The following is a 24,396-nucleotide window of genomic DNA, read 5'->3' on the forward strand; positions in this document are numbered from 1 at the left end:
GATTACGATAAACAGCTTCGCCTGTGCCGACAACAGCCAAACACCGCGTGGTTTTAATCCCTAAGCCATGCATAGCTTCGCTCATAATATACTCGCGAATAGCGGGGCCTAGTGCACATCGTCCATCGCCTCCTCTTGAAAAAGGCGTGGCGCCTGAGCCTTTTAACTGAATATCCCACAGCTGATTTTTATCATCGCTGATAGCACCCAGTAAGTGCGCTCGCCCATCACCCAAGCGCGGCGAAAAGTGCCCAAACTGATGCCCAGAATAGCCAAGCGCTACAGCATTTACCGGTTGTGGCTCGTTACCAGCAAAAGTACTGGCGCGCAGCGCAGGTTCAACATCTATATTAAACTGCTGTGCTAACGCTTCGTTCCACAAAAGTAATTGCGCAGCAGCAACGTTTGATGGACTGTCCTCTATTGCGAAGTTATCTGCTATGTCTGTGTATCTTGGCACTAGTTTCATGGTTAATCCTCTGTTTGTTGGCTTATGCCTACGCGATTGTCGCCCACGCTGTAAGCCACAATTAAGCTAAGTTCTTGCAGGCTCAAACCACTTTGCTGTTGCATTTCGTTAAAAAACGCCTGTGCGCCAGTGAGCGATTTTTTAGTTTGCAGGCCGCCATCGATTATTTTGTGCGCTCTTAGGTAACTTTCTACATCTCGCGAAAGTAAAAAAGTATCTTTACCAAGCGCTCTTAAGGCATACGGGCCAGTATTTCCACCCAAACGGGCGCCGTGTTTTTTTAAATATGCCCATAAGCCAATAGTGTCATCGCCTGGCCAGTTAGCTACAAACTGGCTAAAACTGCCATGTTGCTGTGCTATTTCGTGGATCATGTAGGCATTTTCAGGAATTGTTTTTACCTTTTTATAATTACGAATAATGCGCTCATCAGTTGCTTTTTGCTCGAGCATATCGGGCGGCATCATAAGTAATTTATCAACACTAAACTGCCAAAAAACCTCTCTAAAACCTGGCCATTTACTGTTTATTACCGACCAGTAAAACCCGCTCTGAAATACTTTACGGGTAAACTCTTCAAGCCAATCGTCGTCACTTAATGCGCTTAATGCTTTTTTAGATAAGGGTTTTGCGAGTAATAACTTAAGCATTTTTTCAGAACCTTTTCGCTCTACTGCTCGCTTATAAATATCGCTAAATTTTTCCATACTTATTAAATACCTCATCACTGCTCATAGGGTTAGTTTACGAGAAAAGCAGCTAATACGTAACCACCCACATTTTCGATGAACTAATCTGTATCCTGCAACTTGACACCTAGACGGCTAAAATGTTTTAATCGTCGCAATTACCCTATTTAAATTGTATTTTGTTAAACCTTTTGCGGTTAAACAAAATACAAAGGGCTAGAAGAGGTGCGTTATTCAGGTAGCGTATGTTAGGAGCGCAAACTCCAGTGAGCATATGTGAGGGGAATACCGCCGAGAGGTAAACGCTTTTGCGAAGCAATTACTTCGGGCGACTAGGTTGAATCCTAGCGACTGTCACCAATAGCTGTTTTAGAGCAGCTTATTAGTTTGGTGGAGAGCTTCTGGTCTTAAATAATAAGGCCGTGCGCCCTATTATTTTAAGCCCATTCGCTCTTCGAATACTGTTCGAACGACGTTAATGCGGCTCACATCATACAGCCTCCTTAACATCTCGAACACCTTATAGGTTCGTAAGAGATGATTCACAACTTCAATTTAGACGACTACGCACTGTGGACAGCGCTTGTTACGCCGTTTGATCAACAAGGTAATGTTGACTACGACACGCTCACAACACTTGTTAGCGAACAAGAAGCGGCACACAACGGTATTTTACTGCTCGGTAGCACAGGTGAAGGCTTAGCCCTTACACTTAAAGAGCAGCAAGGCATTGTTGAGCACGTGTGCCAATTAAAACCCAGTGTACCGCTTATGGTTGCTGTTGGTGGTAGTAACTTGGCCCAACAAAAAGAATGGGTTAGCTACTGTAACCAATTACCTATTCACAGCTACTTATTAGGCTCGCCTCTTTATGCAAAACCAGGGGCTGTAGGTCAAACACATTGGTACGAAAGCTTATTAAACGAAAGCGCGCATCCGTGTATGTTGTACAACGTACCTGGGCGCAGCGGTGTAAGCATTCCTATCGAAACCATTGAAAACTTAAAAGCGCACCCAAAACTGTGGGCTTTAAAAGAAGCCAGTGGCAACATCACCCAATTTGAAGCATACCGACAAGCCGCGCCTAATTTAGCGCTATACAGTGGCGACGATGCACTTATGCCCTACTTTGCCCAAGCAGGTGCAAAAGGCTTAGTTTCGGTTGCGGCCAATGCATGGCCTTTGCAAACACACGAATTTGTAAAGCGCAGCCTAAGCGGTCAACACCCCAATTTATTTGCTCAGTGGACTCGCGCTATCAATAGCCTATTTGCTGTAGCAAACCCTATTCCCGTTAAAGTGCTAATGCACCAGCAAGGGCGTTTAAATAGCCCACTGTTGCGTCCACCTTTAACGCATCTTGAGTTAACGCAAACCGATTGCATTACCACTGCAAACGACACCATTTTATCTTGGCATTAAACACAGGTTTTTATAATGAGCTGGTTAGAACTACTAAATAATTTAGAATCGGGCGCAGTACGCGCAGCATCACAAAACGAAAGCGGCCAATGGGAAGCTAACGTAGAAGTAAAACAAGGCATTTTAGAAGCCTTTAAAAATGGCACTAACACCGAGTTTGCAGGCGGGTTTGTTGATAAGCACAACCTTGCACCGCAAGAATTTAGCACTGACGATGGCGTGCGTATGGTACCAGGTGGCACCAGTGTTCGCCGCGGTGCCTACGTAGCTAAAGGCACTATTATTATGCCACCAGCGTACGTAAATATTGGCGCATACATCGACGAAGGTACTATGGTTGATAGCCACGCATTAGTGGGTTCGTGTGCACAAGTTGGTAAAAATGTACATTTAAGCGCAGCTGTTCAACTTGGTGGTGTACTTGAGCCAATTGGGGCAAGCCCAGTAGTGGTTGAAGACGATGCGTTTATTGGCGCAGGTTGTGTCATTGTTGAAGGCGTAGTGGTTAAAAAAGGCGCGGTACTTGCCCCAGGTGTGCGTTTATCTGCAACTATTCCGGTTTACGACTGTGTTAACGAGCGCCAGCTAGATAAAGGCGAGCCAATTCCAGAGTACGCTATTGTAATACCAGGCTCTCGCCCAGCGTCTAACGAGTGGGCTCGTGAGCAAGGCCTAAGCATGTCGTGTGCACTCATTGTTAAATACCGCGACGAGCAAAGCGATGCATCGTTATTGCTAGAAGAGGTTTTACGATAATGAGCTTTTTGAGCACGCCTATCAAGGCCGCCGTAAATACACTTACTCAGCAACTTGATACACCTTTTTTTGTTTACGACTTAGACAAACTAAACGCACACCTTACCCGTTTAGTTGCGCAAACCGATGTAAAGCTTTGGTATGCGGTAAAAGCCAATCCGCTTTCTAAGGTTATTCAATGCCTAGACAGCGCCGGATTTAACTTTGACGTAGCAAGTAAAGGTGAGCTTGAACAAGTCCTTGCACAAGGTATTAGTTCACAGCGCGTGCTCAACACAGGGCCTGCAAAGAGCCCTAAACAAATTAAACACTTTATTGAGCGCGGCGTGCGTATTTTTGTTGCCGAAAGCCTCAATCAAGTACGTTGGTTAAACCAGCAAGCGCAGCTGCAAAATACGCAGCTGCAAGTATTACTGCGTGTGCAATTACGCTGGCCAGAAGGTGAAAAAAACCCATTAGGGGGTGACAGCCTTACTCCGTTTGGGCTTGGTTGCGATGAATGGCAAGCGCTCAATACTGGCGATTACCCAGCACTTAATTTTGATGGCCTGCATATTTTTCAGTGGGGCAACATGCTTAGTACACAAAAGCTAAGCGAGCTGTGGTCACAGATGATTGCACCGCTTACCACCTTGGCTAATAACTTAAATATAAACCTGAAAATTTTAGATTTAGGCGGCGGTTTAGGTATTCCTTACACATCAAACGATGCAACACTTGAGTGGGATGGATTAATCACCGCGCTGGCAAAAATTAAAAAAGATGCGGGTGTAGACGAGCTTTGGATGGAGCTTGGCCGTTACGCTGTAGGCGAATGCGGTCATTACGCGAACCCCGTCGTTGAGTGCAAACAAAACTACGGGCAACAACAAGTTATTTTAACCGGTGGTATTAACCACTTATTGCGCCCTGCTGTTACAAGCCAAGATTTTCCTGCGGCGTTACTGCGCGAGTCAACAGCGCCAGAACAAGCAATGAGCTTATATGGCCCATTATGTACTGCCCTTGATTGCTTAGGCGAGCATACCCTACCAAGCGATTTAAACGAGCAAGACTGGCTGGTGTTTAGCCAATGTGGCGCCTATGGTTTTACCGAAAGCATGCCCTATTTTTTATGCCATGAACTAGCGGCAGAATACGTGTTACAAAATGGCGAGCTCACGTGTGTGCGCCAAGCAGAAGATGCCAGTCACTACTTAAGGTAATAAACATGAGCATAACAACACCCATTAGCCAAGAAAACATTGTAGTAGGGGAAGTAGCAAACGGCTTACCCCTAACTATTCCGGTGTATCGCTTAAAAGGCGATGGCAGCGGGCCNAAGCCAATATGCATGGCGCCGAGGTACAAGGTAACGCGGTTATTTTTCAGCTGCTAGAGCAGTTAAAACAGCTCAATTTAAAAGGCGACATTACCTTAGTACCTTATGCTAACCCTATTGGTTGTAATCAAAAATCAGGGGAATTTACCCTTGGCCGATTCGACCCTATTACTGGCACTAACTGGAACCGTATGTATCACTACAATAGTGATTTAGTCACCCAGTTTGCACACGAGCATAGCCAGTACGACGATGCAGCTTTAAAAAGTAATTTTAAAAAAGCCCTGCTTGATGAAATAGATGCCAAACTTAACGGCCCAGCTTACTTGCTCAATACCGGTAAACGCATTGCGCTTAACCTGCAAAAGCTAGCGCATCAAGCCGATATCGTGCTCGACTTACATACGGGGCCTATTTCAAGTAAGCATCTGTACTGTCCAACGTATGCCAGCGACAGCGCACGTTATTTTAATATTGAACACGTACTGCTAATTCCAAGCGACTTTGATGGCGCAATGGATGAAGCTAGCTTTTGCCCATGGTGGCATCTAAGTGATGCACTTAGTGCGCAAGGCAGGGACTTCAATGTACAGGTTGAGGCCTTTACAGTAGAGCTAGGCAGCCAAGAAAAAATAGATTTAGCAGCCGCCTTTGATGATGCAAACAGCATTTTAAGCTATTTGAACCATAAAAATGTATTGGTAGATGCAGCGTATCAACCTAAGCAGATGACTCGTTATGCGTGCCATTTAGATGACTACTTTGCTTATTATGCGCCGATTGGCGGCATGGTTGAATATGTTGCCCCATTAGGCGCACACATAAAGGCAGGTGAGCCAATAGCCCATATATTGCGCATGGAGCGCTATTTAACTGAGCAACCCCTACAAACATTAAGCCTTGATTGCGATGCAATTGCTATTTTGCATTTTGCCTCAGCAAGCGTAAACCAAGGCACTGAACTATATAAGTTTTTTACTAACGTATTTGAGTTATAACGCACCGCGCTATAACTCCCCCTTCTCATTGCGTGAGAGTAAGTTAACTAACTTACACTATAAGCGGCTATATGCCGCTTTTTTTGATCTGTGATAACGGTGTAAACGTAAGGTAATCAAATAAGTGTAAATTCAGTGAAAGTTCACCGTTACAAATGTAAAAACACGTTATAATTTATAAATCTACCTTACTCTCAAAGGAATAAACAATGAGCTGGCGTTATTGGATTGCAGTTACGGCTTTACTAAGCACACCCTCTTTTGCCCAACAAGAGGTTAAAAAAAATGAACAAGACAACGACATAGAGCTAGTTAAGCAATGTATTTTAAATGAAGTAATTGGTGGCGATGGTAAGCAAACCTTAGACGAGCTGCGCACAAAATGCTCCGCCCTTGAAGAAAACAAACAACTTACCGCACTTGATAAACGCAAGGCTCGCGAAGAGGTAAGCAAAAAAAATCGTAACGTAATTACGCCGCATAAACGTAACTACATTTTACCTTTATCGTATGTCTCGCACCCTAACGATCGCCCGTTTGATGGCTTTGACGAGCTAACAGATGAAGAAAATGGCGAACCCCTTGATAACCTAGAGGCTAAATACCAGCTTTCTATTAAAGTGCCACTGTATGATGATTTTGCAGATGACGACCAAGCCATATTTTTTGGCTTTACCTTGCAGTCGTATTGGCAGATTTATAACTCAGAGATTTCTTCTCCATTTCGTGAAACCAACTACGAACCAGAAATATTTTGGGTAAACTACCTAGACCAAGAAAACGTACTTTGGGGCGACGAAATGGCCATAGCGCTGGGTATTTCGCACCAATCTAACGGCCGCAGCCAGCCAAACTCTCGTTCATGGAACCGAATTTACGCCGATTTTATATGGGAAAAGAGCGGTTTTGTATTTAGCTTTAAACCTTGGTATCGCATTGCCGAGGATGAAAAAGACAATATATTAGAAGCCGATGGCGACGACAATCCAGATATTTACAAATACATGGGTTACTTTGAATTTGGCGGGGCGTATCGTTATCACGATCACGAGTTTAGCTTTATGACTCGTAACAATTTAAATTCAGATAACCGTGGTGCACTTCAACTAGATTGGTCATTCCCGCTTTGGGGTCGTTTGCGTGGCTACGCACAATACTTTAACGGTTACGGTGAGAGCCTCATTGATTATAACGCTGATGTAGAGCGTATTGGTGTAGGTATATTACTTACCGATTTACTATAATTTATTAATACACCATAAAAAAAGCCAAGCCCTTTTATAAAGTGCTTGGCTTTTTTATTAAAGCGTTACTCGTTATTTTTTAACGGCAAACACCCCTTCAAACTCTGCAACAACATCGCTGCCATCAAATATAGTAACAGGTACTACGTAGCTTGCTTTGCCTGTTGTTTCCAGCTCACTGAGCTTACCTTTACAGGTTTGCACATCAACACAACCGCGTGGGTCGGTATTAAGTGGTTTTAAGTATTTTATAGTGGCATCGGCTAATACAATATTGCCCTCAAGCCCTGCCTCTTTAAGCGCTAAGTACGTTGCACCCCAACCGGTTAAGGTTGCTAAGCTGTATATAGAGCCTGCAAACATGGTGTTGTGTAGGTTTAAGTTAGCGTCTAAATCAGCACGCGTTGTAAACTGCCAATCTGTGTAGCTTTCTACTTTTATACCCATTGCATCACTAATTGGGATTGATTCACGCCAAATATTTTGCAGTACTTGCGTCCAATCAGGGTGGCGAAACCAACCCGGCTCACTAGGCTTTTGCTTAATCATTTTGAAATGTTGAACATCGCCATACGCTAAGTGGGCTTTTTCTTTTAGCTCGTAGCCGTGGCGCTTATAAAACTCAAGCGCACGCTCGCGAGCAAATAACACTAATTCGCCTGCATTTTGCGTCCATGCTATTTTTTCAAGCTCGTGTAATAAACGGCTACCAATATGCTGGTTACGGTTACCTTCGGCTACGGCCATGTAACGTACTTGCGCTTGTTCATGGTTGTTAAAGTGTAAACGGGCCACACCAAGCACATCACCGTTGTTATTTTTAATAAAGCGATGCTCTGAGTCTTGTTCCATATCATCTTGTTCAGAGCCACGAGGCTCATTCCAAGGCGCACGTAGTACTTCCCAACGTAATTGATAGTACGCTTGCCAGTCTTCGCTGCTCTGCGGTGTAGTTACTTGAAACATATATACTCCTGTTGTTTTGCCGTAAATAAAAAATAAAGGCTACGGCATGTAATCCAACTGAATAACTCTTTAACCTGCACATTGGTTTTTACATTAGAAAATTAAAGATTAAGTTGGTTGGAATTATTATGGCAAATACCATACTCCATCTTTTAAACACTGCCAATACGACTTTGGTAAGCAAGCGAAAAAATAACTGTTTTACCCATCGCATCAGCTAGTTTATGCTGGGCCTTTAGAGATTGAACATGCACTGAGCGAAGGGTTCTGCCTAGGGGGAATTTACTCTTTGTTGCCTACATGGGTGTAAGCCAGTAGAGTAATGCAGGAGCAGTTACCTAGCCCACCAGGTTACAAATCTCGCGCCGCGATTAAATCGCCCCCTAGATTGAACAAACTTTAATCCTGAAAGGTCAACAGGCCCTTAATGTTATGAGCGATTTTATAAACCCTTTAACGGGTGTAGTGAGTAGCCACTTTATTAGTCACAGCCAAGATATTGGGCAACTAGTTTACTGGCATAAATATGCAGGCGATCACATACAGGTTCGCCAATTCGGGCAGCTTCGCTGGCTGCTAATTAACGATACATTGCAATCGGTGATAGAGCTTAACAATCCACAGCGCTTACTATTTCCACATTTAACCTATTTAGCTAAGCAGTGGCAAACCTTAGCACCGCCAAATCATGTGTTAGAACTTGGTCTTGGCGGTGGCGCTATACGTAATTATTTACAATACACTTACCCGCAGGCACACGTAACATCAGTTGAAAAAAATGCAGATATAATTGCCTGCTATACAGATTTTTTCGCTCTTAAAAACCAAAGTGACGTGCAGTGTGATGACGCGCAAAATGTACTTAGCAAGGCACATAGCCATGACTGGATTATTCTTGATTTATTTAGCCAGATAGATGCACCACGATTTTTGTTTGAACGCGCTTTTTATCAAAAAATATACGATGCGCTAAACGCAGGTGGCACGTTATTTATTAACTTTTTATCGCAACATGAGTCGCAGTTAATTCAGTTACAGCAATTACTATTTAATGTGTTTGGCGTAAAAGTAAGCCCGCATAAAATTGCGGGCTTTGTGAATCATATTATTATTGTTACTAAAGCTGGTAATTAAACCGAAAAGTTAAACGTAACAGGCCCATCGTTACACAAGCTCACTTGCATATCGGCGCCAAACTCTCCCGTTGCCACACTAATACCTTGCGCTTTAGCTTGAGTTACAAAATACTCGTAAAGCGCGTTAGCTTGGCTAGGTGTGGCTGCAGATGAAAAGCTTGGGCGCATGCCTTTTTTAGTATCAGCCGCTAACGTAAATTGCGACACCACGAGTAACTCACCGCCTATATCTTTTAGGCTTAAGTTCATTTTGTCGTTTTCATCAGTAAATATTCGGTAATTACTTACTTTATGCAGCAGTTTGTCGGCTGCTTGCTTATCGTCTGGTTTTTCAACACCGAGTAACAATAATATACCTTGGCCAATTTCACCTATCACTTGGTCGTTAACTTCTACTTTGGCACTTTTTACACGTTGTATTAAGCCCTGCATTTAACTGCGTTCCTCTGTTTTTAGTTCTTCATCAATGTCTATTTCTGGTGTTTGTGGTACATGATTAGGGCTTATACAGGCGGTAAATTCGGCCCCTAATAGCACCACCACCCACGACAAATACACCCACACAAATAAAATAGGAATGGTCGCAACAGCGCCATAAATTACTTCGTACGAAGGAAAATGGCTAATATAAAGCGCAAAGCCTTTTTTAGTCAGCTCAAATAATACTGCCGCAAAAAGAGCCCCCGGTAGCGCAGCCCGAATAGATACAGGCGTGTTAGGCACTAAAGTGTATAACATTAAAAAGCCAATCATCGAAAAGCCATAAGGCACCAGCTTTAACAAAAAGCCACTAAACCCAGGAATGCCCTGATCGGCAAACGACACTAACGAAACAATATACGATGTAACACCAATACTTGCGCCTAGCAGTACGGGGCCTAAGCTCAATACCATCCAATAAACCGCAAAAGAGATCATCATGGGGCGTTTTTTCTTAATACGCCAAATGCGATTAAGCGTGGCATCAACATTACGTATAAGCAGCAATGCAATCGCCGCTAAAAAGCCAATACCTACTGCTGTCATTTGGTTCGCATTGCCAGCAAAGGAGCTTATATGCTCTTTAATAACATCAGATGAGGTAGGTACAAAGTTGGTAAACAAAAAGCTTTCTATGGCTATGCGGGTCGATTCAAACCCCGGGAAGGCCGAAAATATTGCCACGCCTACCGCAATCAAAGGCACTAAAGAAAGCAAAGTAACATAGGCAAGGTAGCCTGCATTTACTGTAATTTGATCGTCTATACAGCGGTTAACGTACTGCATCCACCAGCTTGGCTGTTGCCTTAAAAAGGAGATAGCTTGCTGTTTATAAAGGGAGAGCTTATCATTCATACAATTGACTTGTGCTAATCGAATTTTGATTATGATAGCAATCAGCACCATAATTTACAGCACTTACTGGTAAATAGGGATCCAAATGAAAAAACAAACATTACTTAGCGCCTCGGTACTGGCCATTACGCTTACTTTATCGGGCTGTCAGTCGGCCTATTATTCTGCAATGGAAAAAGTAGGTGTACATAAGCGCGACATTCTTATTGACCGCGTAGAAGAAACCAAAGATTCACAAGAAGAGTCGCAAGAAGAATTTCAATCAGCACTTGAGCGCCTAACAACTTTAATTAATTTTGATGGCGGCGAGTTACAAGATGCCTACAATCAACTTAATGACGATTATGAGTCGAGCTTAGCAGCCGCTAATGAAGTGTCGAGCAATATTAATAAAGTTGAAGATGTAGCAGAAGCTTTATTTGACGAATGGAGCGATGAGCTTGAGCAATACAAAAGCGCGTCGCTTAAACGCGAAAGCAGTAAAAAGCTAGCGGCTACACAACGCCAATTTAGCCAGTTACTACGCTCTATGCGCAGTGCAGAAAGCAAAATGGAACCAGTACTATCGTCTTTACAAGATAACGTACTGTACTTAAAGCATAACTTAAACGCACAAGCGGTTGCCGCTATTAAAGGCGAATTCACTAATTTAAAGCGTGATATTCAAGTGCTGATGAACGACATGAATAAATCAATTGCCGATTCAAACAAGTTTATAGAGCAAATGAATAGCGCTGGCTAATCAATTAAAATCTGCCTAACAAAGCCTGCATATTGCAGGCTTTTTTGTTGTTACGTTTTGTTACCTTTGAACTATTTGTTAATCTTTTGATGTTGTTATACTTTTATAAAAATAATAATAGATAGCAACAATGAAACTAAAAACCACCAGCCTTGTATTTATTTGTGGATTGCTTAGCGCTTGCGAAACAGCTAATCGCATTGAGGTGATTGCAGGGGAAAGCACGCTTACCCCGCAGCATCAAACAGGCGAGCGAAAAGGACGCTTTTATAACCTCTACCCTGGCAAAAAAACCTACCCCACCACCTGCGAAACCGGCTGCTACCCGCCAAGCCCTAAATTACAATGCAAACAAGACGCTGAAGATTGCCAATTTATTGCTGAGCAAAAGCCAATTAATTTAAATACGGGCTTTACCGTGCGCTGGTTAGGGCACGCTGGGTTTATGATCCGCACACCTAACGGACAACACGTGCTATTTGATCCTGTAAAAGAGCAGTTCGACTCACCTGTTGATTTAGCCTTTAGGTTAGCCTCAGGGTTTTACAGGCAACCCGGCGATTGGCTTACACAAACCGAGCTTAAAAACTTAAGTGCAGTGATGTACTCGCATATTCATTACGATCACTTTAATAAAGCCGATATAGGGGAGCTTGGTAATAAACCTCGCTACTTAACGCCATTAGGTATGGCCGACAACTTCCCTACTGGTGGCTATAACATTAGCGAAATGGCCTGGTATGCAAAAACACAGCTTGATGATTTAACGATTCATGCCCTACCAGCGCACCACTTTAGTAGCCGCGTATTGGTGCCCTTTATTTACGAAGATAACGATAAAGACCTATGGAATGGCTGGTTGCTTGAGCAAAACGGCAGTACCGTGTTTTTTGCTGGCGATACCGGCTACTCAAAACACTTTAAAGACATTCAGCAAAAGTATGGCGATATAGATATATGCCTACTGCCTATAGCCTCGTATTACAGTGAAGACAGCCCTACTTGGTATCGTTATGTACACACCACACCAGAGGATGCTGTAAATGCAGCTAGTGACCTTAACTGTAAAGTAATGATACCGTGGGGCTATGGTAACTCAAGCTGGAAAATGGGCGACCGGACAAGCCATTCAGCACTGTTAAGGTTGCTTTATATGCACAATAAAATGGCTTCAACCACACCTTTATATATTTTAAACGAAGGCGAAAGTATTTCACTGTAACTCATTGCTGAACTGTTTTAGGATGATTGTAATATCTAAATACATATTAACATTGAGAAATTAATGAAAAAACACGCATTAGCTTTAAGCTGTTTATTAAGCGCCCCAGTAATGGCCATTGATGTAGCGCACACATCGACCCCTATTACTATTGATGGCGTATCTGAAAGCGCATGGGATAAAGCAACGTGGCATGATATGCCGCATTTAATGGATGGCACCTTGCCCTCATCAGATGCCGACTTTAAAGGCCGCTACCGCCTACTGTGGGATAAAAACTACCTGTATTTACAAGCCGATATAACTGACGATGTACTTATTGATACGCACCCAGACCCGACCGTAAAATATTGGGATGACGATGCGCTGGAAGTTTTTATCGATAGCGACGCGTCAGGTGGTATTCACCAATTTAACCATACCGCGTTGGCATATCATATTGGCCTTGATAACCAAGCCGCCGATTACGGCCCCGATAAAAAAGCCCATTTATACACCGACCACTTAACAAGTAACTGGAAGCGTAATACCCAAGCCCCTTATAACATCACCTGGGAAGTCGCTATAAAGCTCTACCCTAACGATTACCAAGAAGGCGCTGTAAACACGCCCATTACGCTTAATGAAAAACAAGTCATTGGTTTTATGCTCGCGTATTGCGATAACGATGGCAGCGAAGTACGCGAGCACTTTATGGGCTCTCACGAAGTACAGCCAGTCAATGGCGACAGAAACCGTGGTTTTATAGACGCAGATGTCTTTGGCAAAATTACCCTGCTGCCAAAAAGTAACCACTAATAAATAGTTGAGAAGTAGGTTGGGTTGAGCGTAGCGAAACCCAACGAAAAAGCACCCTACCAACAATGACAGATGCTTTGCGTTATCGATTGATTAAGCTTTGACTCTTTTACTTCTCACTTCCTTCTCTTTGTGCAAATATTTTTTAAGTAAATTATTCACAAAGAGAGTAAGAGGCGCTGCGCTTTTAGAGATAAATACATTGTGGCAGTTTCACTATAGAACGAACTATAAACACTGAGATATTTGGAAAAAATCACGCTACTGCCAAAAAGTAACTACTAATAAATAGTTGAGAAGTAGTTTGGGTTGAGCGCAGCGAAACCCAACGAAAAAACACTCTACCAATACGCACTACCACTATGCATTGTTGCAGGTTTATATAGCCTACTGACTTTCAGCTTAAACCAGCCTATTTAGCTGCGCCGTTCTATACTGACCGCTGATAACTTATAGCTGACAACTCTTGTTTTAACCCACAAAAAAGCCGCTGTATTTTGCAATACAGCGGCTTTTAAACCATTACTCTAAATTAATAGATTATGATTTTGGAGCACGACCCGCACGCTTACGCTCACTTTCAGTTAAGTGACGCTTACGAATACGAATGTTCTCAGGTGTTACTTCTACTAACTCGTCATCATCGATGAACTCAAGCGCTTGCTCAAGTGTGTAGTTCAATGGTGGCGTCAATGTTTGTGCTTCATCTGTACCAGATGCACGAACGTTAGTAAGTTGCTTACCTTTAAGTGCGTTAACTGTAAGGTCATTATCACGGCTATGAATACCGATAACCATACCTTCGTAAACTTCAACACCGTGACCGATGAATAATTTACCACGCTCTTGTAAGTTAAATAATGCGTTAGTAAGTGCTTTACCTGTAGCATTTGCAATCATTACGCCGTTCTTACGAACACCTAGCTCGCCACCTTTGTGCGGACCGTAGTGATCGAATGTATGGTAAAGTAAACCAGAACCTGAAGTTAACGTCATGAACTCAGTTTGGAAACCGATTAAGCCACGGCTTGGGATCATAAAGTCTAAACGCATACGGCCCTTACCATCTGGTGCCATATCAGTAAGTTCACCTTTACGAAGACCAATTTGCTCCATGATAGAACCTTGATGCTCTTCTTCACAGTCAATTGTTAGTGTTTCATACGGTTCTTCTAATACGCCATCAACAGTGCGTAAGATTACTTCTGGACGAGATACAGCTAGCTCATAACCTTCACGACGCATGTTTTCGATTAAGATACCAAGGTGTAATTCACCACGGCCCGATACGCGGAAGCTATCTGGGTTGTCAGTATCTGCAACACGAAGTGCAACGTTATGTACTAATTCTTTGTCTAAACGCTCACGAATATTACGTGATGTTACAAACTTACCTTCTTTACCACAGAAAGGAGAGTTATTTACAGAGAACGTCATTGTTACTGTTGGCTCATCAACACTTAGTGGTGGTAATGCTTCAACGTTGTTAGGGCAACAAACAGTATCTGAAATCTTAAGCTCGCCAAGACCTGTTACCGTTACAATGTTACCAGCGTAAGCTTTATCTGTTTCGATACGCTCAAGACCTAGGTAGCTTTGTACTGAACCAATTTTGCCGTTACGTGTAGAGCCATCAGCACTAACAATCGTTACTTGCTGGTTAGGCACAACAGAACCACGTTTGATACGGCCGATACCGATTACACCTTTATAAGAGTTGTAATCAAGCTGAGAAATCTGCATTTGGAAGTCACCTTCAGGATCTGCATCCGGTGGTGATACTTCATCAACGATCATTTGGAACATAGGTTCCATGTTGTCAGACGGCTCGTCTAAATCTAGTGTAGCCCAACCGTTGATTGCTGAAGCGTAGATTACTTTAAAGTCTAGCTGTTCGTCAGTTGCACCAAGGTTGTCGAATAAATCAAAGATTTGATCCATAACCCAATCAGGACGTGCACCTGGCTTGTCGATTTTGTTGATAACAACAATTGGCTTTAAGCCTTGCGCGAATGCTTTTTGCGTTACGAAACGCGTTTGCGGCATTGGACCTTCTTGAGCATCAACAAGTAATAATACTGAGTCAGCCATCGAAAGTACGCGTTCAACTTCACCACCAAAATCGGCGTGTCCCGGGGTATCTACGATATTGATATGGTAGTCTTTCCAAGAAATGGCTGTGTTTTTAGCCAAAATGGTAATACCACGTTCTTTCTCAATGTCGTTTGAGTCCATCACACGCTCTTCGTTACCGCCGCGTGTTTCTAATGTACCTGATTGCTCAAGTAGTTTGTCAACCAATGTCGTTTTACCGTGGTCAACGTGCGCGATAATCGCTATATTTCTTAACTGTTCGATGCTCATATTTTTACTCAGAGAAGTTTATTCTCATTGATCCTGCAAGATCTACGCACTCATCTGCGTTTTCACCAGATGTCCCAGCATAGGATTTAAAAGGGCGCATATTATCCCTCATTAATGACATGGATGAAAGTTTATCCAATACAATTTTAAAAACTTTCTTAATACTTTTACTAAGTATCTGTTTTTTATATGACAATTATATGAAATAAATTTCGACAAATTACATAAATTGTCGTTTTTTAGCTAATTTGTTGATTGCTTTGGCACTATTTACTATTTAAGTTAAGCTGATTTAGGTGATTAAAATACGTGCAGAATCGAGCGTGAAATTTTTGCACCAATGTGGATATTTTACGCACCACAAAAGTGCAAAGCCCGTGACCACTTTTGTGCAACCATAATTTTTAACTTAATAAACAGCAAGTTAAAATAATGGCATAAAATCGGCTTACTAAAAAACCAAAGCATTTAATGCAGCAATAATAAAACCCAACAGTTGGAGGACACATGTCACAATCGGTTTTAGATTTTATTAAAGAAAATGACGTTAAGTTCATTGATTTACGCTTTACTGATACTAGAGGTAAAGAACAACATGTTTCTATTCCTCATCACCAAGTAGATGAAGATTTTTTTGAAGACGGCAAAATGTTCGACGGCTCTTCAATTGCAGGTTGGAAAGGCATTAACGAATCAGACATGGTACTTATGCCAGTAGCTGATTCAGTAAAATTAGACCCATTCACAGAAGAAGCTACGCTAATCGTACGTTGTGATGTTGTAGAGCCATCTACACTACAAGGTTACGAGCGTGACCCTCGTTCAGTTGCTAAACGCGCTGAAGAGTACATGAAATCTACCGGTATCGCAGATACAGTTTTATTTGGCCCTGAGCCAGAATTCTTCCTATTTGATGATGTTAAATACAAGTCAGATATGTCAGGTTCTATGTACAAAATTGATGCTGTTGAAGCAGCATGGAACTCTGATAAAGACTACGAAGGTGGTAACACAGGTCATCGCCCAGGTGTTAAAGGTGGTTACTTCCCATGTTCACCAGTTGACTCTTCACAAGATTGGCGTTCAGCTACTTGTTTAGTACTTGAAGAACTAGGCCAAGTAGTAGAAGCGCATCACCACGAAGTTGCAACAGCGGGTCAAAACGAAATCGCAACTCGCTTTAATACAATGGTATTAAAGGCGGATGAAATCCAAGAGATGAAATATGTTATTCATAACATGGCTCACCTTTACGGAAAAACGGCCACATTTATGCCTAAGCCTGTTGTAGGCGATAACGGCTCTGGTATGCACTGTCACCAATCTTTAGCAAAAGACGGTGTTAACCTTTTTGCTGGTGATAAGTACGGTGGTCTTTCTGAAGATGCACTTTACTACATTGGCGGTATTATTAAGCACGCTAAAGCAATCAATGCGTTTGCAAATGCCTCAACTAACTCTTACAAACGTTTAGTACCAGGTTTTGAAGCACCGGTAATGCTTGCATACTCTGCACGTAACCGTTCTGCATCAATCCGTATTCCAGTTGTACCATCTGAAAAAGGTCGTCGTATCGAAGTACGCTTCCCAGATCCAACTGCTAACCCATACCTTGCTTTCTCTGCAATGCTTATGGCTGGCCTTGACGGTATCAAAAACAAGATCCACCCTGGCGATGCTATGGATAAGGATTTATACGACCTACCAGCAGAAGAAGCAGCAGAAATTCCACAAGTTGCATCTTCACTAGATGAAGCGTTAGAAGCACTTAGTGCTGACCGTGAATTCTTAACGCAAGGTGGCGTATTCACTGATGATTTAATCGATGCATACATTGCACTTAAATCTCAAGAAGTTGAAAAACTTAACATGACAACTCACCCAGTTGAGTTTGAAATGTACTACAGCGTTTAATACGCCGTAGACAAAATTATCGATAAGATAATAAATGTGTGTTCTCAAGCCCGCTTAGCGGGCTTTTTTTTATGGTAAATTAGGGTTATCTCCACTAAAGTTATGTAATTACAAAATATGCAGGGTAGCAATGTGAATTACAGGATATTATTACTATTTTTTGCTTTAGGATTAAGCATTTATAGTTATGCAGGCAATAAGAAAATTTATGCTTGGAAAGATAAAAATGGTGTTTTAGTGTTCTCAGATACACCACGTAGTGGCGCGCACGAAATAAAACTAAGCAGCCAAGATCTTACCCTGTCTGAAACCGATAAACACACCCCTGGTTCACCACAACCAACGCACCCTAACCGTTTTCAAATTATGATATCGTCGCCTACACATAACCAAACCGTACGCGAAAACACCGGCTCGGTGTACGTGACAAGCCGCATAACACCGCGTTTTGAAGCTGGCTTTACCATACAGCTATTTTTAAACGGTAACGCTTATGGGCCCGCAAGCGATTTATCAACGTTTGCTATACGGGATGTAGAAAACGGAGCTCATACTTTGTATCTCAAACTTTATAATAAACAAAATCAAGCCATTGCTATCAGTCAGCCCAGTACCTTTGTGATGCAAAGAAAGGCTGTAAACTAAGTACAATGTCTCATGAAGCAAAATTAGCGCAGCAGTATTTACTGATTAAAACTTGCTTGCAAATATTAACGCACTAAAGTGGTGCAAAGATGTCAAACGAACAAAATTTTAGCCCTGAACTTCTCAATGCCATTTGGCAAAATCAAACTACATCGGTCATGTTACTTGATAAAAGTTTTACCCTTGTTTATGCCAACACCAGCACCAGCGAACTACTCGGCTTGGGTAAAAAGCGCATTATTGGGCAAACCTTTAACAGCTTATTTAATTACCATTCTGTGGATTTAGAGCGCATAGCCCAGTACTCACTTGTGGATGGTGTAGATTGCAGCCAGCACAGAGCTGACGTGGTCTTTATAGATTCTCGCCATGCAAAAATAGCCATTACATCGCGCCAAGTTAAGTTTAAAAACGAACGCTATATTTTACTTGAGTGTCGTAAAACCGATGAAGAAATAAAACACGACAAAGCCTCTAACCAAATGCATCAATATCAAGCTGCACGAAATTTAATTAGAGGGCTTGCTCACGAAATTAAAAATCCTTTAGGGGGAATACGCGGAGCGGCGCAGTTATTGCAGTATGAGGTAGATCAACAAGAAAGGGACGAATGCGCTGAGCTTATAATTGAGCAAGCCGACCGATTACGCGAATTAGTTGATAGGCTACTTGGGCCAAATCAGCTTCCGCAAAAGTCGTATGGCAATATTCACCAAACACTTGAGTCGGTTGTTAAATTAAGCACATTAGATAATTGTAAAAATATTAGTCTAGTTAAAGATTACGACCCAAGTATCCCTGATGTGTTTATTGACCAAGGCAAGGTTCAGCAAGTTGTACTTAATATTGTACGCAATGCTCAACAGGCGTTAGTTGATGGCGGTGAAATAAAAATAAAAACCCGCATTAATCATCAGTATCGCCGCCCCGGAAAAGCCCCTAAAAAAGCCTTGTTGATCCAGGTTTCTGATAATGGACCAGGCATAGACCCTAGCGTTCGCGAAACATTGTTTTACCCGATGATCACCAACAAAGAAGGTGGCTCAGGGCTAGGGCTTTCAATCGCACAAACGCTCATAGATCAGCACGACGGTTATATAGACTGCGATAGCTGGCCTGGCCATACTGAATTTAATATCTATCTGCCTTTTGCAGATTAATGTTTTGGAGTTGGCATGAAAACAGTTTGGCTTGTAGATGATGACGCATCAATTCGCTTTGTATTAGAAAAAGCGCTGACACGCGCAGGGTTTGAAGCAGAAAGCTTTGCAAATGCGCAAGACGTGTTAAGCGCGCTAAAATTTAGCCAGCCAACCGTGTTGGTATCTGACGTACGGATGCCAGGCATGGACGGCATGGCATTGCTTGAACTCATAGCTGAGCAAAACCCTGGGCTGCCGGTTATTATAATGACCGCCCACTCAGATTTAGACTCAGCGGTTAACGCATTTCAAAAAGGCGCGTTTGAGTACTTAGCCAAGCCATTTGATTTAAACGAAGCCGTGGCATTAATCGAAAGTGCCTGTAGAGCAAACTCAACTAAAAAAACTAAGCGTAAACAAGTTCCACCTAAAAGCGCGCACATTATTGGCGAAGCCCCTGCGATGCAGGAAGTGTTTAGAGCGATAGGTAAACTGTCGGCTTCAAGTATGAGCGTACTAATTAATGGTGAGTCTGGCACAGGTAAAGAGCTTGTTGCCAGCGCTTTGCATAACCACAGCCCACGTAAAGAAAACCAGTTTATTGCATTAAACATGGCTGCTATTCCAAAAGAGCTTGTGGAGTCTGAGCTATTTGGCCACGAAAAAGGCGCATTTACTGGTGCCGATAGCGTTCGTAAAGGCCGCTTTGAACAAGCCAATGGCGGCACACTGTTTTTAGATGAAATTGGCGATATGCCACTGGATGTGCAAACACGTTTATTACGTGTACTCGCCGATGGTGAATTTTACCGTGTGGGCGGGCACCAAAGTATTAAAGTTGATGTACGCATTATTGCTGCAACGCATCAAAATTTAGAAGATTTAGTAAAACAGGGTAAATTTAGGGACGATTTATTTCATCGTTTAAACGTTGTGCGCCTTCGTTTACCGGCTCTTAGAGAAAGAACTGAAGACATTGAGCGCCTAGCGCAGCACTTTTTACACAAAAGCGCAAAAGACCTACAAGTAGAAAGTAAAGTGCTAAGCCCAAAAGCCACAGAGCAGCTTAGGCTATTTAGCTGGCCTGGTAATGTGCGCCAACTTGAAAATACCTGTCGCTGGTTAACCGTTATGGCCCCTGGTGAATTAGTAAGTGAGCAAGACCTACCACCAGAGATCATTGATGCAGCGCCTGTTCAACAAGAAGGTGATTGGCTTGATGCGTTTCAGCAATGGCTCAATCAAGAGCTTAAGCAAGGTAAAGAAAACATTTGGCCTGATATTCAAGCTCAGCTTGAAACTCGCCTTATAAAAACAGCACTGGCTAATTGCTCTGGCCATAAACAAGATGCANATAAAAATTGGCTGGGGGCGCAACACGTTGACCCGCAAATTAAAAGAGCGCAATATTAGCTAGTTTCTAACCGTTACTCGTTGGCCCTAGGATGAAATTAATAGAACACATTCCATTGTTTAAACAAATGGAAATAGTGAATAGATTGCACTTTTTTAAAGACTTCACCCTTGCTGAACGCCAAGTGCTACTAGAGTCGTTTGGGTTATTGTATTTAGTTAACCAGCATCAGTTTTTATTTAAACAATACGATAACGACAAACGCTTATACATTGTATTAAGTGGTGCGTTACTTGTTTTTAAACATAACCACTTGCTGGAGCTTGGCACTATAGAGCCCGGTGAGTTTATCGGTGAAGGCGCATTTATTAATAACCGCGAACGCAGTACGAGCGCTCGCGCTAAAACCGACACCATAGTACTTGCCATTACCCCAGAGGCACTTACTCGCTTGCCTAATGTAATACGCGAAAAAATTAAAGATAGAATCATAGAAGGTATGAGCCTGCGTATTGCAAAGCTGAGTGAGCACATAGAAACCCACGGTTAACTCTATCCCTCAGTTCATATAAACAATTTGTAGTGAGCAATCAAGCCAGCTGGGGTTATTAACATGCGCCGTAAATGTATACGTATCGGATGGCTTGGCGCCAAAGGGCGTTGCTACAAGCGGCTGTGAGTGGCTATATGTTTGCGAGTAGGTTTTATAATAAATAACAACATAACCATATAAAAACTCCCAACCTAACCTTACAACAGCGCCACTGGGTAAGGTAAAGTCAGCATATTTATCTGTAAATGTGACGAGTAAATCATTGTACTTGTCTTCGCTGCAATGGGTTGTTCTTAGCCGAGACGGCATAGTAAAAGCGTCTTCTCCATCAGTGCTCTTTAAATAAAAGCCTATATTGCCATCACCATAAAAATGATTTGAACGCGTTGTATAGTTAACTTGTGGCTCGTAACCTAGCCCCTGCATAATAGTAGCTAACTGCTCAGTTTCTTTTGGGTAAATTTTATCGCTTGATAAGAGTAATGTAGCCTCACCAAAGGTAGATGGGATTTCTAGCGCTACGTATTCATAAGGAAGATTTTGTGCTTTTAGCGCAGCATCGAGCTGCTTGCGCTGCTCATCTTGCAAGTTTTCACTAAAAACATAAACGGTAGGTTGTTGGCACGCAGTTAATAATAGCGCCCACATACAGATTAAAATGCCATTTTTCATAGTTACCTCCAATGATTACAATTGTAGTCTATTGGAGGAAACTATCTATAGCAACTTAATACTCATGTGCTTAATTAAGTATTATTGTACGTTGGTATAATTTGTTTGGCAGTCTAACCAGGCATCTACACTTTGGCGCGTATATAAAACTTCATTAAATAAGCGATGACGTTCAAATTCCAGTTTTGATTTTTTAAGTGGATCGCCACTAATTAGCCGACTGTGCGTATCGTTAAACTTAGAAATAACCGAAAAGCCGCGTTCATCTTGCTCTTTGTGTGTTTTTACCGAGTTAGCTAAGTGAGCTCTTACATCATCTGCTGTCAGCATATCTGAATTATCTAAGCCCATTAGCTCTTTTTTCATTGCTAATCTTATGCCCATTTACTGCTCCAATTATATGCAGACCTAAACAATTAAAACGGTGAAATAATTACCATGTTTTAGGTACGATTTTTTATTTGCCAAAGCAATAGCAAATAGCACACCAAATTTTTGCTAGAGCATACGCATCAAATGCTGCAGTTTTTTTAAAGTTGAAAAAAGTTTTATATTTATCACTCTTTTTTATCCCACTCGGGCGAGCTTGCTAGGTGCAAAAAACAGTGCAAGCCTTTATACTTGCTGCTTATGCGCCACCAACAGAGATAACCATGTCAGAAGAATACATTGAAATTGAACTTGAAGAAGAACCTATAGAGCTTTGTAAATTACTAAAAGTACTCGATTTAGTAGAAGGTGGCGGCCAAGCTAAAAACCTAATAGCGCAAGGCTATGTTGGGGTTAACCATGAAATATGTACAATAAAACGGAAAAAATTATACAGTGGCGATGTACTTGAATTTGATGGCGAGCTTTTTCAACTCACTTTAAGTGAAGATGCGACTCCTGTAGAGCGCCCAGTGGCAACAACCCAGCCGCAGCCAGAAAAAACACCTAATGAAACAGCTCAAAAGCCGGCAAAAAATAAAAGAAAGCGCACTAAAAAGCCAAAGGTTGATGAAAATACAGGGCGCCGCCCTATCTCATTTGGCTAGCCATNCATTTTTATTATATGTATAGGCTGGCTTGAACAGTTAGCCTTTTTGCTCTTTAATTACCTCGTAAAATACAATAAAAACAAGGTAATAATATGACAACCTCAGCTACACCCAATTGGTTTAAACCCGCCCTGTGGGCAGCACTTATCTGGAATTTATTAGGTGTGTTTGCATTTATAATGCACCTTATGATGACCCCCGAGATGATAAGTAAACTTCCGCTAGATCAACAAGCTGCATATTCAAACGTGCCTTTATGGTCTACCATTGCGTTTGCTGTAGCGGTATTTGGTGGCACCCTTGGCTGCATACTACTATTGGCCAAAAATGCACTTGCAACGCCTACCTTTGCGTTATCGTTGGTAGCGATATTTATTCAGCAATTTTATAATTTCATTGTGATAAATAGCATTAAAATGCTGGGGATAAGCGCGGTGTTTATGCCTATTTTAGTGATTGTTATTGCGTTTTTGCTTTTATATTTAAGTATAAAAAGCAAACAACAAGGTTGGTTGAACTAACTTCCCCCCCCTTTTGTAAACTCATTATTTTGCTACTTGAAAAAACAATTTTAGGTAGCACTTCTATACTTAGTACTGTCTAAAAAACATGCATTGCGCTACCTGCTTTTTAGCCTGATTTGTCATATTTATTATCTCTGGTATGCACTTTGCAAACTATTGGCAAATAAACACGTTATTTTATCAAGGACATAATCCTAACTATCAAAGGGGCAAAAAATGAATAGTTTCGACACCCAACAACAATTAACGATTAATGGCGAGCAATACCATATTCACTCACTTAAAGGATTAGGCGACAAAGCAAAGCGATTGCCCTTTTCTCTCAAAGTATTACTAGAAAACCTATTACGCAATGAAGATGGCGTAAATATTAAAGAACAAGACATTCAAGCCCTTCTTGACTGGGACCCTAAAGCAAAGCCCTCAGCTGAGGTGGCCTTTACGCCGGCACGTGTGGTAATGCAAGACTTTACAGGTGTTCCCGCCATTGTTGATTTAGCTGCCATGCGTGATGCAATGGAAAAGCTAGGTGGCGATCCTGCAAAAATAAACCCGCTTTCTCCTGCTGAACTTGTAATTGACCACTCAGTACAAGTAGATGGCTACGGTGACGACGGTGCGTTTGATTTAAATGCCAAGCTAGAATACGAACGAAATAAAGAACGCTACGAATTTTTACGCTGGGGGCAAACTGCTTTTGATAATTTAAAAGTAGTGCCACCAGCTACAGGTATTGTGCACCAAGTAAACTTAGAGTTTTTAGCGCGTGTTGTTTTTAACGACAGTGAAAACGGAAAATCAATAGCCTACCCAGACACCCTTGTAGGGACTGATTCGCACACTACCATGATTAATGGTTTAGGTGTGCTAGGCTGGGGCGTAGGTGGTATTGAAGCCGAAGCAGCCATGCTTGGGCAACCAATTAGCTTGCTTATTCCTCAGGTAGTGGGCTTTAAATTAAATGGCCGCTTACCCGAGGGCACCACAGCTACCGATTTAGTGCTCACCGTTACCGAAATGCTACGTAACCACGGCGTAGTGGGTAAATTTGTTGAGTTTTATGGTGACGGCCTAGCTGATTTACCGCTAG

23 protein-coding genes, 2 pseudogenes and 1 riboswitch are annotated in these 24,396 nt (G+C 42.1%); of the genes and pseudogenes, 17 read left to right on the top strand and 8 right to left on the bottom strand.

The window, feature by feature from the left end:
- The coding region (locus L650_RS0113965) for a protein adenylyltransferase SelO family protein (RefSeq protein ID WP_029773498.1) at positions 1 to 469 on the bottom strand (469 nt) is incomplete at its 3' end.
- A 2-nt stretch (positions 470 to 471) separates the two neighbouring features.
- Positions 472 to 1,176, bottom strand: a complete 705-nt coding sequence (locus L650_RS0113970) for a DNA-3-methyladenine glycosylase I (RefSeq protein WP_029773499.1) — start codon at positions 1,174 to 1,176, stop codon at positions 472 to 474.
- A gap of 194 nt (positions 1,177 to 1,370) precedes the next feature.
- Positions 1,371 to 1,567, top strand: a riboswitch (Lysine riboswitch).
- Positions 1,568 to 1,695: 128 nt separating this feature from the next.
- Here L650_RS0113970 and dapA point away from each other — a divergent pair.
- The 5 genes and pseudogenes from dapA to L650_RS0113995 all read left to right on the top strand — a co-directional run bounded on the left by dapA (position 1,696) and on the right by L650_RS0113995 (position 6,899).
- A complete protein-coding gene (gene dapA, locus L650_RS0113975) occupies positions 1,696 to 2,580 on the top strand; it encodes a 4-hydroxy-tetrahydrodipicolinate synthase (RefSeq protein ID WP_029773500.1) in 885 nt (294 codons plus the stop codon).
- A 15-nt stretch (positions 2,581 to 2,595) separates the two neighbouring features.
- A complete protein-coding gene (locus tag L650_RS0113980; RefSeq protein ID WP_029773501.1) occupies positions 2,596 to 3,336 on the top strand; it encodes a 2,3,4,5-tetrahydropyridine-2,6-dicarboxylate N-succinyltransferase in 741 nt (246 codons plus the stop codon).
- Positions 3,336 to 4,541 (top strand): PLP-dependent decarboxylase, encoded by a 1,206-nt coding sequence (locus L650_RS0113985; RefSeq protein ID WP_024032008.1) that lies wholly within the window; start codon positions 3,336 to 3,338, stop codon positions 4,539 to 4,541. The genes L650_RS0113980 and L650_RS0113985 overlap by 1 nt, the downstream gene beginning before the upstream one ends.
- Positions 4,542 to 4,546: 5 nt before the next feature.
- A pseudogene (locus L650_RS0113990) lies at positions 4,547 to 5,655 on the top strand (succinylglutamate desuccinylase/aspartoacylase family protein).
- Positions 5,656 to 5,864: 209 nt separating this feature from the next.
- Complete coding sequence (locus tag L650_RS0113995) at positions 5,865 to 6,899, top strand: phospholipase A (protein WP_004588421.1); 1,035 nt, start codon at positions 5,865 to 5,867, stop codon at positions 6,897 to 6,899.
- A 72-nt stretch (positions 6,900 to 6,971) separates the two neighbouring features.
- Here the strand turns inward: L650_RS0113995 and L650_RS0114000 are convergent, their stop codons facing one another.
- Positions 6,972 to 7,865 (bottom strand): bifunctional GNAT family N-acetyltransferase/hotdog fold thioesterase, encoded by an 894-nt coding sequence (locus L650_RS0114000; protein WP_024032005.1) that lies wholly within the window; start codon positions 7,863 to 7,865, stop codon positions 6,972 to 6,974.
- Positions 7,866 to 8,297: 432 nt separating this feature from the next.
- Between L650_RS0114000 and L650_RS0114005 the strand changes: the two genes are divergently transcribed.
- Complete coding sequence (locus L650_RS0114005; RefSeq protein WP_029773502.1) at positions 8,298 to 8,999, top strand: spermidine synthase; 702 nt, start codon at positions 8,298 to 8,300, stop codon at positions 8,997 to 8,999.
- On the opposite strand, the gene dtd is transcribed toward L650_RS0114005, so the two are convergent.
- Both dtd and L650_RS0114015 read right to left on the bottom strand, forming a co-directional pair.
- Positions 8,996 to 9,433, bottom strand: coding sequence for a D-aminoacyl-tRNA deacylase (dtd, locus tag L650_RS0114010; RefSeq protein ID WP_029773503.1), 438 nt, complete (start codon positions 9,431 to 9,433; stop codon positions 8,996 to 8,998). The two genes, L650_RS0114005 and dtd, sit on opposite strands and share 4 nt — an antisense overlap.
- Positions 9,434 to 10,336 carry a virulence factor BrkB family protein gene (locus L650_RS0114015; protein ID WP_029773504.1) on the bottom strand — a complete coding sequence of 301 codons (903 nt, stop codon included), beginning with the start codon at positions 10,334 to 10,336 and terminating at the stop codon, positions 9,434 to 9,436. It abuts the gene before it with no gap.
- A gap of 85 nt (positions 10,337 to 10,421) precedes the next feature.
- Between L650_RS0114015 and L650_RS0114020 the strand changes: the two genes are divergently transcribed.
- The 3 genes from L650_RS0114020 to L650_RS0114030 all read left to right on the top strand — a co-directional run bounded on the left by L650_RS0114020 (position 10,422) and on the right by L650_RS0114030 (position 13,098).
- Positions 10,422 to 11,078, top strand: a complete 657-nt coding sequence (locus L650_RS0114020) for a DUF2959 domain-containing protein (RefSeq protein ID WP_004588426.1) — start codon at positions 10,422 to 10,424, stop codon at positions 11,076 to 11,078.
- Between the two features lie 130 nt (positions 11,079 to 11,208).
- Complete coding sequence (locus L650_RS0114025; RefSeq protein ID WP_029773505.1) at positions 11,209 to 12,300, top strand: MBL fold metallo-hydrolase; 1,092 nt, start codon at positions 11,209 to 11,211, stop codon at positions 12,298 to 12,300.
- Between the two features lie 63 nt (positions 12,301 to 12,363).
- Positions 12,364 to 13,098 carry a CBM9 family sugar-binding protein gene (locus L650_RS0114030; protein ID WP_029773506.1) on the top strand — a complete coding sequence of 245 codons (735 nt, stop codon included), beginning with the start codon at positions 12,364 to 12,366 and terminating at the stop codon, positions 13,096 to 13,098.
- Positions 13,099 to 13,638: 540 nt separating this feature from the next.
- On the opposite strand, the gene typA is transcribed toward L650_RS0114030, so the two are convergent.
- The gene (gene typA, locus L650_RS0114035) at positions 13,639 to 15,462 is read right to left on the bottom strand and encodes a translational GTPase TypA (protein WP_004589455.1); all 1,824 of its coding nucleotides are present in this window, start codon (positions 15,460 to 15,462) and stop codon (positions 13,639 to 13,641) included.
- Between the two features lie 507 nt (positions 15,463 to 15,969).
- Here typA and glnA point away from each other — a divergent pair.
- The 5 genes and pseudogenes from glnA (at position 15,970) to L650_RS0114060 (ending at position 21,067) form a co-directional block, all read left to right on the top strand.
- Positions 15,970 to 17,376 carry a glutamate--ammonia ligase gene (gene glnA, locus L650_RS0114040; protein WP_024031998.1) on the top strand — a complete coding sequence of 469 codons (1,407 nt, stop codon included), beginning with the start codon at positions 15,970 to 15,972 and terminating at the stop codon, positions 17,374 to 17,376.
- Between the two features lie 132 nt (positions 17,377 to 17,508).
- On the top strand, positions 17,509 to 18,021 hold the full coding sequence (locus L650_RS0114045) for a DUF4124 domain-containing protein (protein WP_024031997.1): 513 nt from the start codon (positions 17,509 to 17,511) through the stop codon (positions 18,019 to 18,021).
- An 89-nt stretch (positions 18,022 to 18,110) separates the two neighbouring features.
- Entirely contained in the window at positions 18,111 to 19,181 is a 1,071-nt protein-coding gene (gene glnL / locus L650_RS0114050) for a nitrogen regulation protein NR(II) (RefSeq protein WP_004589452.1), read from the top strand.
- Between the two features lie 15 nt (positions 19,182 to 19,196).
- Positions 19,197 to 20,580, top strand: a pseudogene (gene glnG, locus L650_RS0114055) (nitrogen regulation protein NR(I)).
- 28 nt (positions 20,581 to 20,608) lie between these two features.
- Positions 20,609 to 21,067, top strand: a complete 459-nt coding sequence (locus tag L650_RS0114060; protein WP_004589450.1) for a cyclic nucleotide-binding domain-containing protein — start codon at positions 20,609 to 20,611, stop codon at positions 21,065 to 21,067.
- A gap of 9 nt (positions 21,068 to 21,076) precedes the next feature.
- Here L650_RS0114060 and L650_RS0114065 read toward each other — a convergent pair whose 3' ends face one another.
- Positions 21,077 to 21,742, bottom strand: a complete 666-nt coding sequence (locus L650_RS0114065) for a hypothetical protein (protein WP_029773507.1) — start codon at positions 21,740 to 21,742, stop codon at positions 21,077 to 21,079.
- 81 nt (positions 21,743 to 21,823) lie between these two features.
- Positions 21,824 to 22,126, bottom strand: a complete 303-nt coding sequence (locus tag L650_RS0114070; RefSeq protein WP_029773508.1) for a hypothetical protein — start codon at positions 22,124 to 22,126, stop codon at positions 21,824 to 21,826.
- Positions 22,127 to 22,395: 269 nt separating this feature from the next.
- Between L650_RS0114070 and L650_RS0114075 the strand changes: the two genes are divergently transcribed.
- The 3 genes from L650_RS0114075 to L650_RS0114085 all read left to right on the top strand — a co-directional run.
- Complete coding sequence (locus tag L650_RS0114075; RefSeq protein ID WP_024031994.1) at positions 22,396 to 22,779, top strand: RNA-binding S4 domain-containing protein; 384 nt, start codon at positions 22,396 to 22,398, stop codon at positions 22,777 to 22,779.
- Between the two features lie 95 nt (positions 22,780 to 22,874).
- Positions 22,875 to 23,303, top strand: a complete 429-nt coding sequence (locus L650_RS0114080; RefSeq protein WP_029773509.1) for a hypothetical protein — start codon at positions 22,875 to 22,877, stop codon at positions 23,301 to 23,303.
- A gap of 219 nt (positions 23,304 to 23,522) precedes the next feature.
- Positions 23,523 to 24,396: aconitase family protein (locus L650_RS0114085; RefSeq protein WP_029773510.1), on the top strand; the 874-nt coding region annotated here is incomplete at its 3' end.

Origin of the sequence: Pseudoalteromonas sp. TB51, from assembly GCF_000498055.1 — a bacterium.
Classification (GTDB): Bacteria; Pseudomonadota; Gammaproteobacteria; order Enterobacterales; family Alteromonadaceae; genus Pseudoalteromonas; species Pseudoalteromonas atlantica.

Excerpts from the sequence above, each read along its gene's own strand:
- L650_RS0113970 (WP_029773499.1), bottom strand. The coding sequence starts at position 1,176 with ATGGAAAAATTTAGCGATATTTATAAGCGAGCAGTAGAGCGAAAAGGT.
- dapA (WP_029773500.1), top strand. The coding sequence starts at position 1,696 with ATGATTCACAACTTCAATTTAGACGACTACGCACTGTGGACAGCGCTT.
- L650_RS0113980 (WP_029773501.1), top strand. The coding sequence starts at position 2,596 with ATGAGCTGGTTAGAACTACTAAATAATTTAGAATCGGGCGCAGTACGC.
- L650_RS0113985 (WP_024032008.1), top strand. The coding sequence starts at position 3,336 with ATGAGCTTTTTGAGCACGCCTATCAAGGCCGCCGTAAATACACTTACT.
- L650_RS0113995 (WP_004588421.1), top strand. The coding sequence starts at position 5,865 with ATGAGCTGGCGTTATTGGATTGCAGTTACGGCTTTACTAAGCACACCC.
- L650_RS0114000 (WP_024032005.1), bottom strand. The coding sequence starts at position 7,865 with ATGTTTCAAGTAACTACACCGCAGAGCAGCGAAGACTGGCAAGCGTAC.
- L650_RS0114005 (WP_029773502.1), top strand. The coding sequence starts at position 8,298 with ATGAGCGATTTTATAAACCCTTTAACGGGTGTAGTGAGTAGCCACTTT.
- dtd (WP_029773503.1), bottom strand. The coding sequence starts at position 9,433 with ATGCAGGGCTTAATACAACGTGTAAAAAGTGCCAAAGTAGAAGTTAAC.
- L650_RS0114015 (WP_029773504.1), bottom strand. The coding sequence starts at position 10,336 with ATGAATGATAAGCTCTCCCTTTATAAACAGCAAGCTATCTCCTTTTTA.
- L650_RS0114020 (WP_004588426.1), top strand. The coding sequence starts at position 10,422 with ATGAAAAAACAAACATTACTTAGCGCCTCGGTACTGGCCATTACGCTT.
- L650_RS0114025 (WP_029773505.1), top strand. The coding sequence starts at position 11,209 with ATGAAACTAAAAACCACCAGCCTTGTATTTATTTGTGGATTGCTTAGC.
- L650_RS0114030 (WP_029773506.1), top strand. The coding sequence starts at position 12,364 with ATGAAAAAACACGCATTAGCTTTAAGCTGTTTATTAAGCGCCCCAGTA.
- typA (WP_004589455.1), bottom strand. The coding sequence starts at position 15,462 with ATGAGCATCGAACAGTTAAGAAATATAGCGATTATCGCGCACGTTGAC.
- glnA (WP_024031998.1), top strand. The coding sequence starts at position 15,970 with ATGTCACAATCGGTTTTAGATTTTATTAAAGAAAATGACGTTAAGTTC.
- glnL (WP_004589452.1), top strand. The coding sequence starts at position 18,111 with ATGTCAAACGAACAAAATTTTAGCCCTGAACTTCTCAATGCCATTTGG.
- L650_RS0114060 (WP_004589450.1), top strand. The coding sequence starts at position 20,609 with ATGAAATTAATAGAACACATTCCATTGTTTAAACAAATGGAAATAGTG.
- L650_RS0114065 (WP_029773507.1), bottom strand. The coding sequence starts at position 21,742 with ATGAAAAATGGCATTTTAATCTGTATGTGGGCGCTATTATTAACTGCG.
- L650_RS0114070 (WP_029773508.1), bottom strand. The coding sequence starts at position 22,126 with ATGGGCATAAGATTAGCAATGAAAAAAGAGCTAATGGGCTTAGATAAT.
- L650_RS0114075 (WP_024031994.1), top strand. The coding sequence starts at position 22,396 with ATGTCAGAAGAATACATTGAAATTGAACTTGAAGAAGAACCTATAGAG.
- L650_RS0114080 (WP_029773509.1), top strand. The coding sequence starts at position 22,875 with ATGACAACCTCAGCTACACCCAATTGGTTTAAACCCGCCCTGTGGGCA.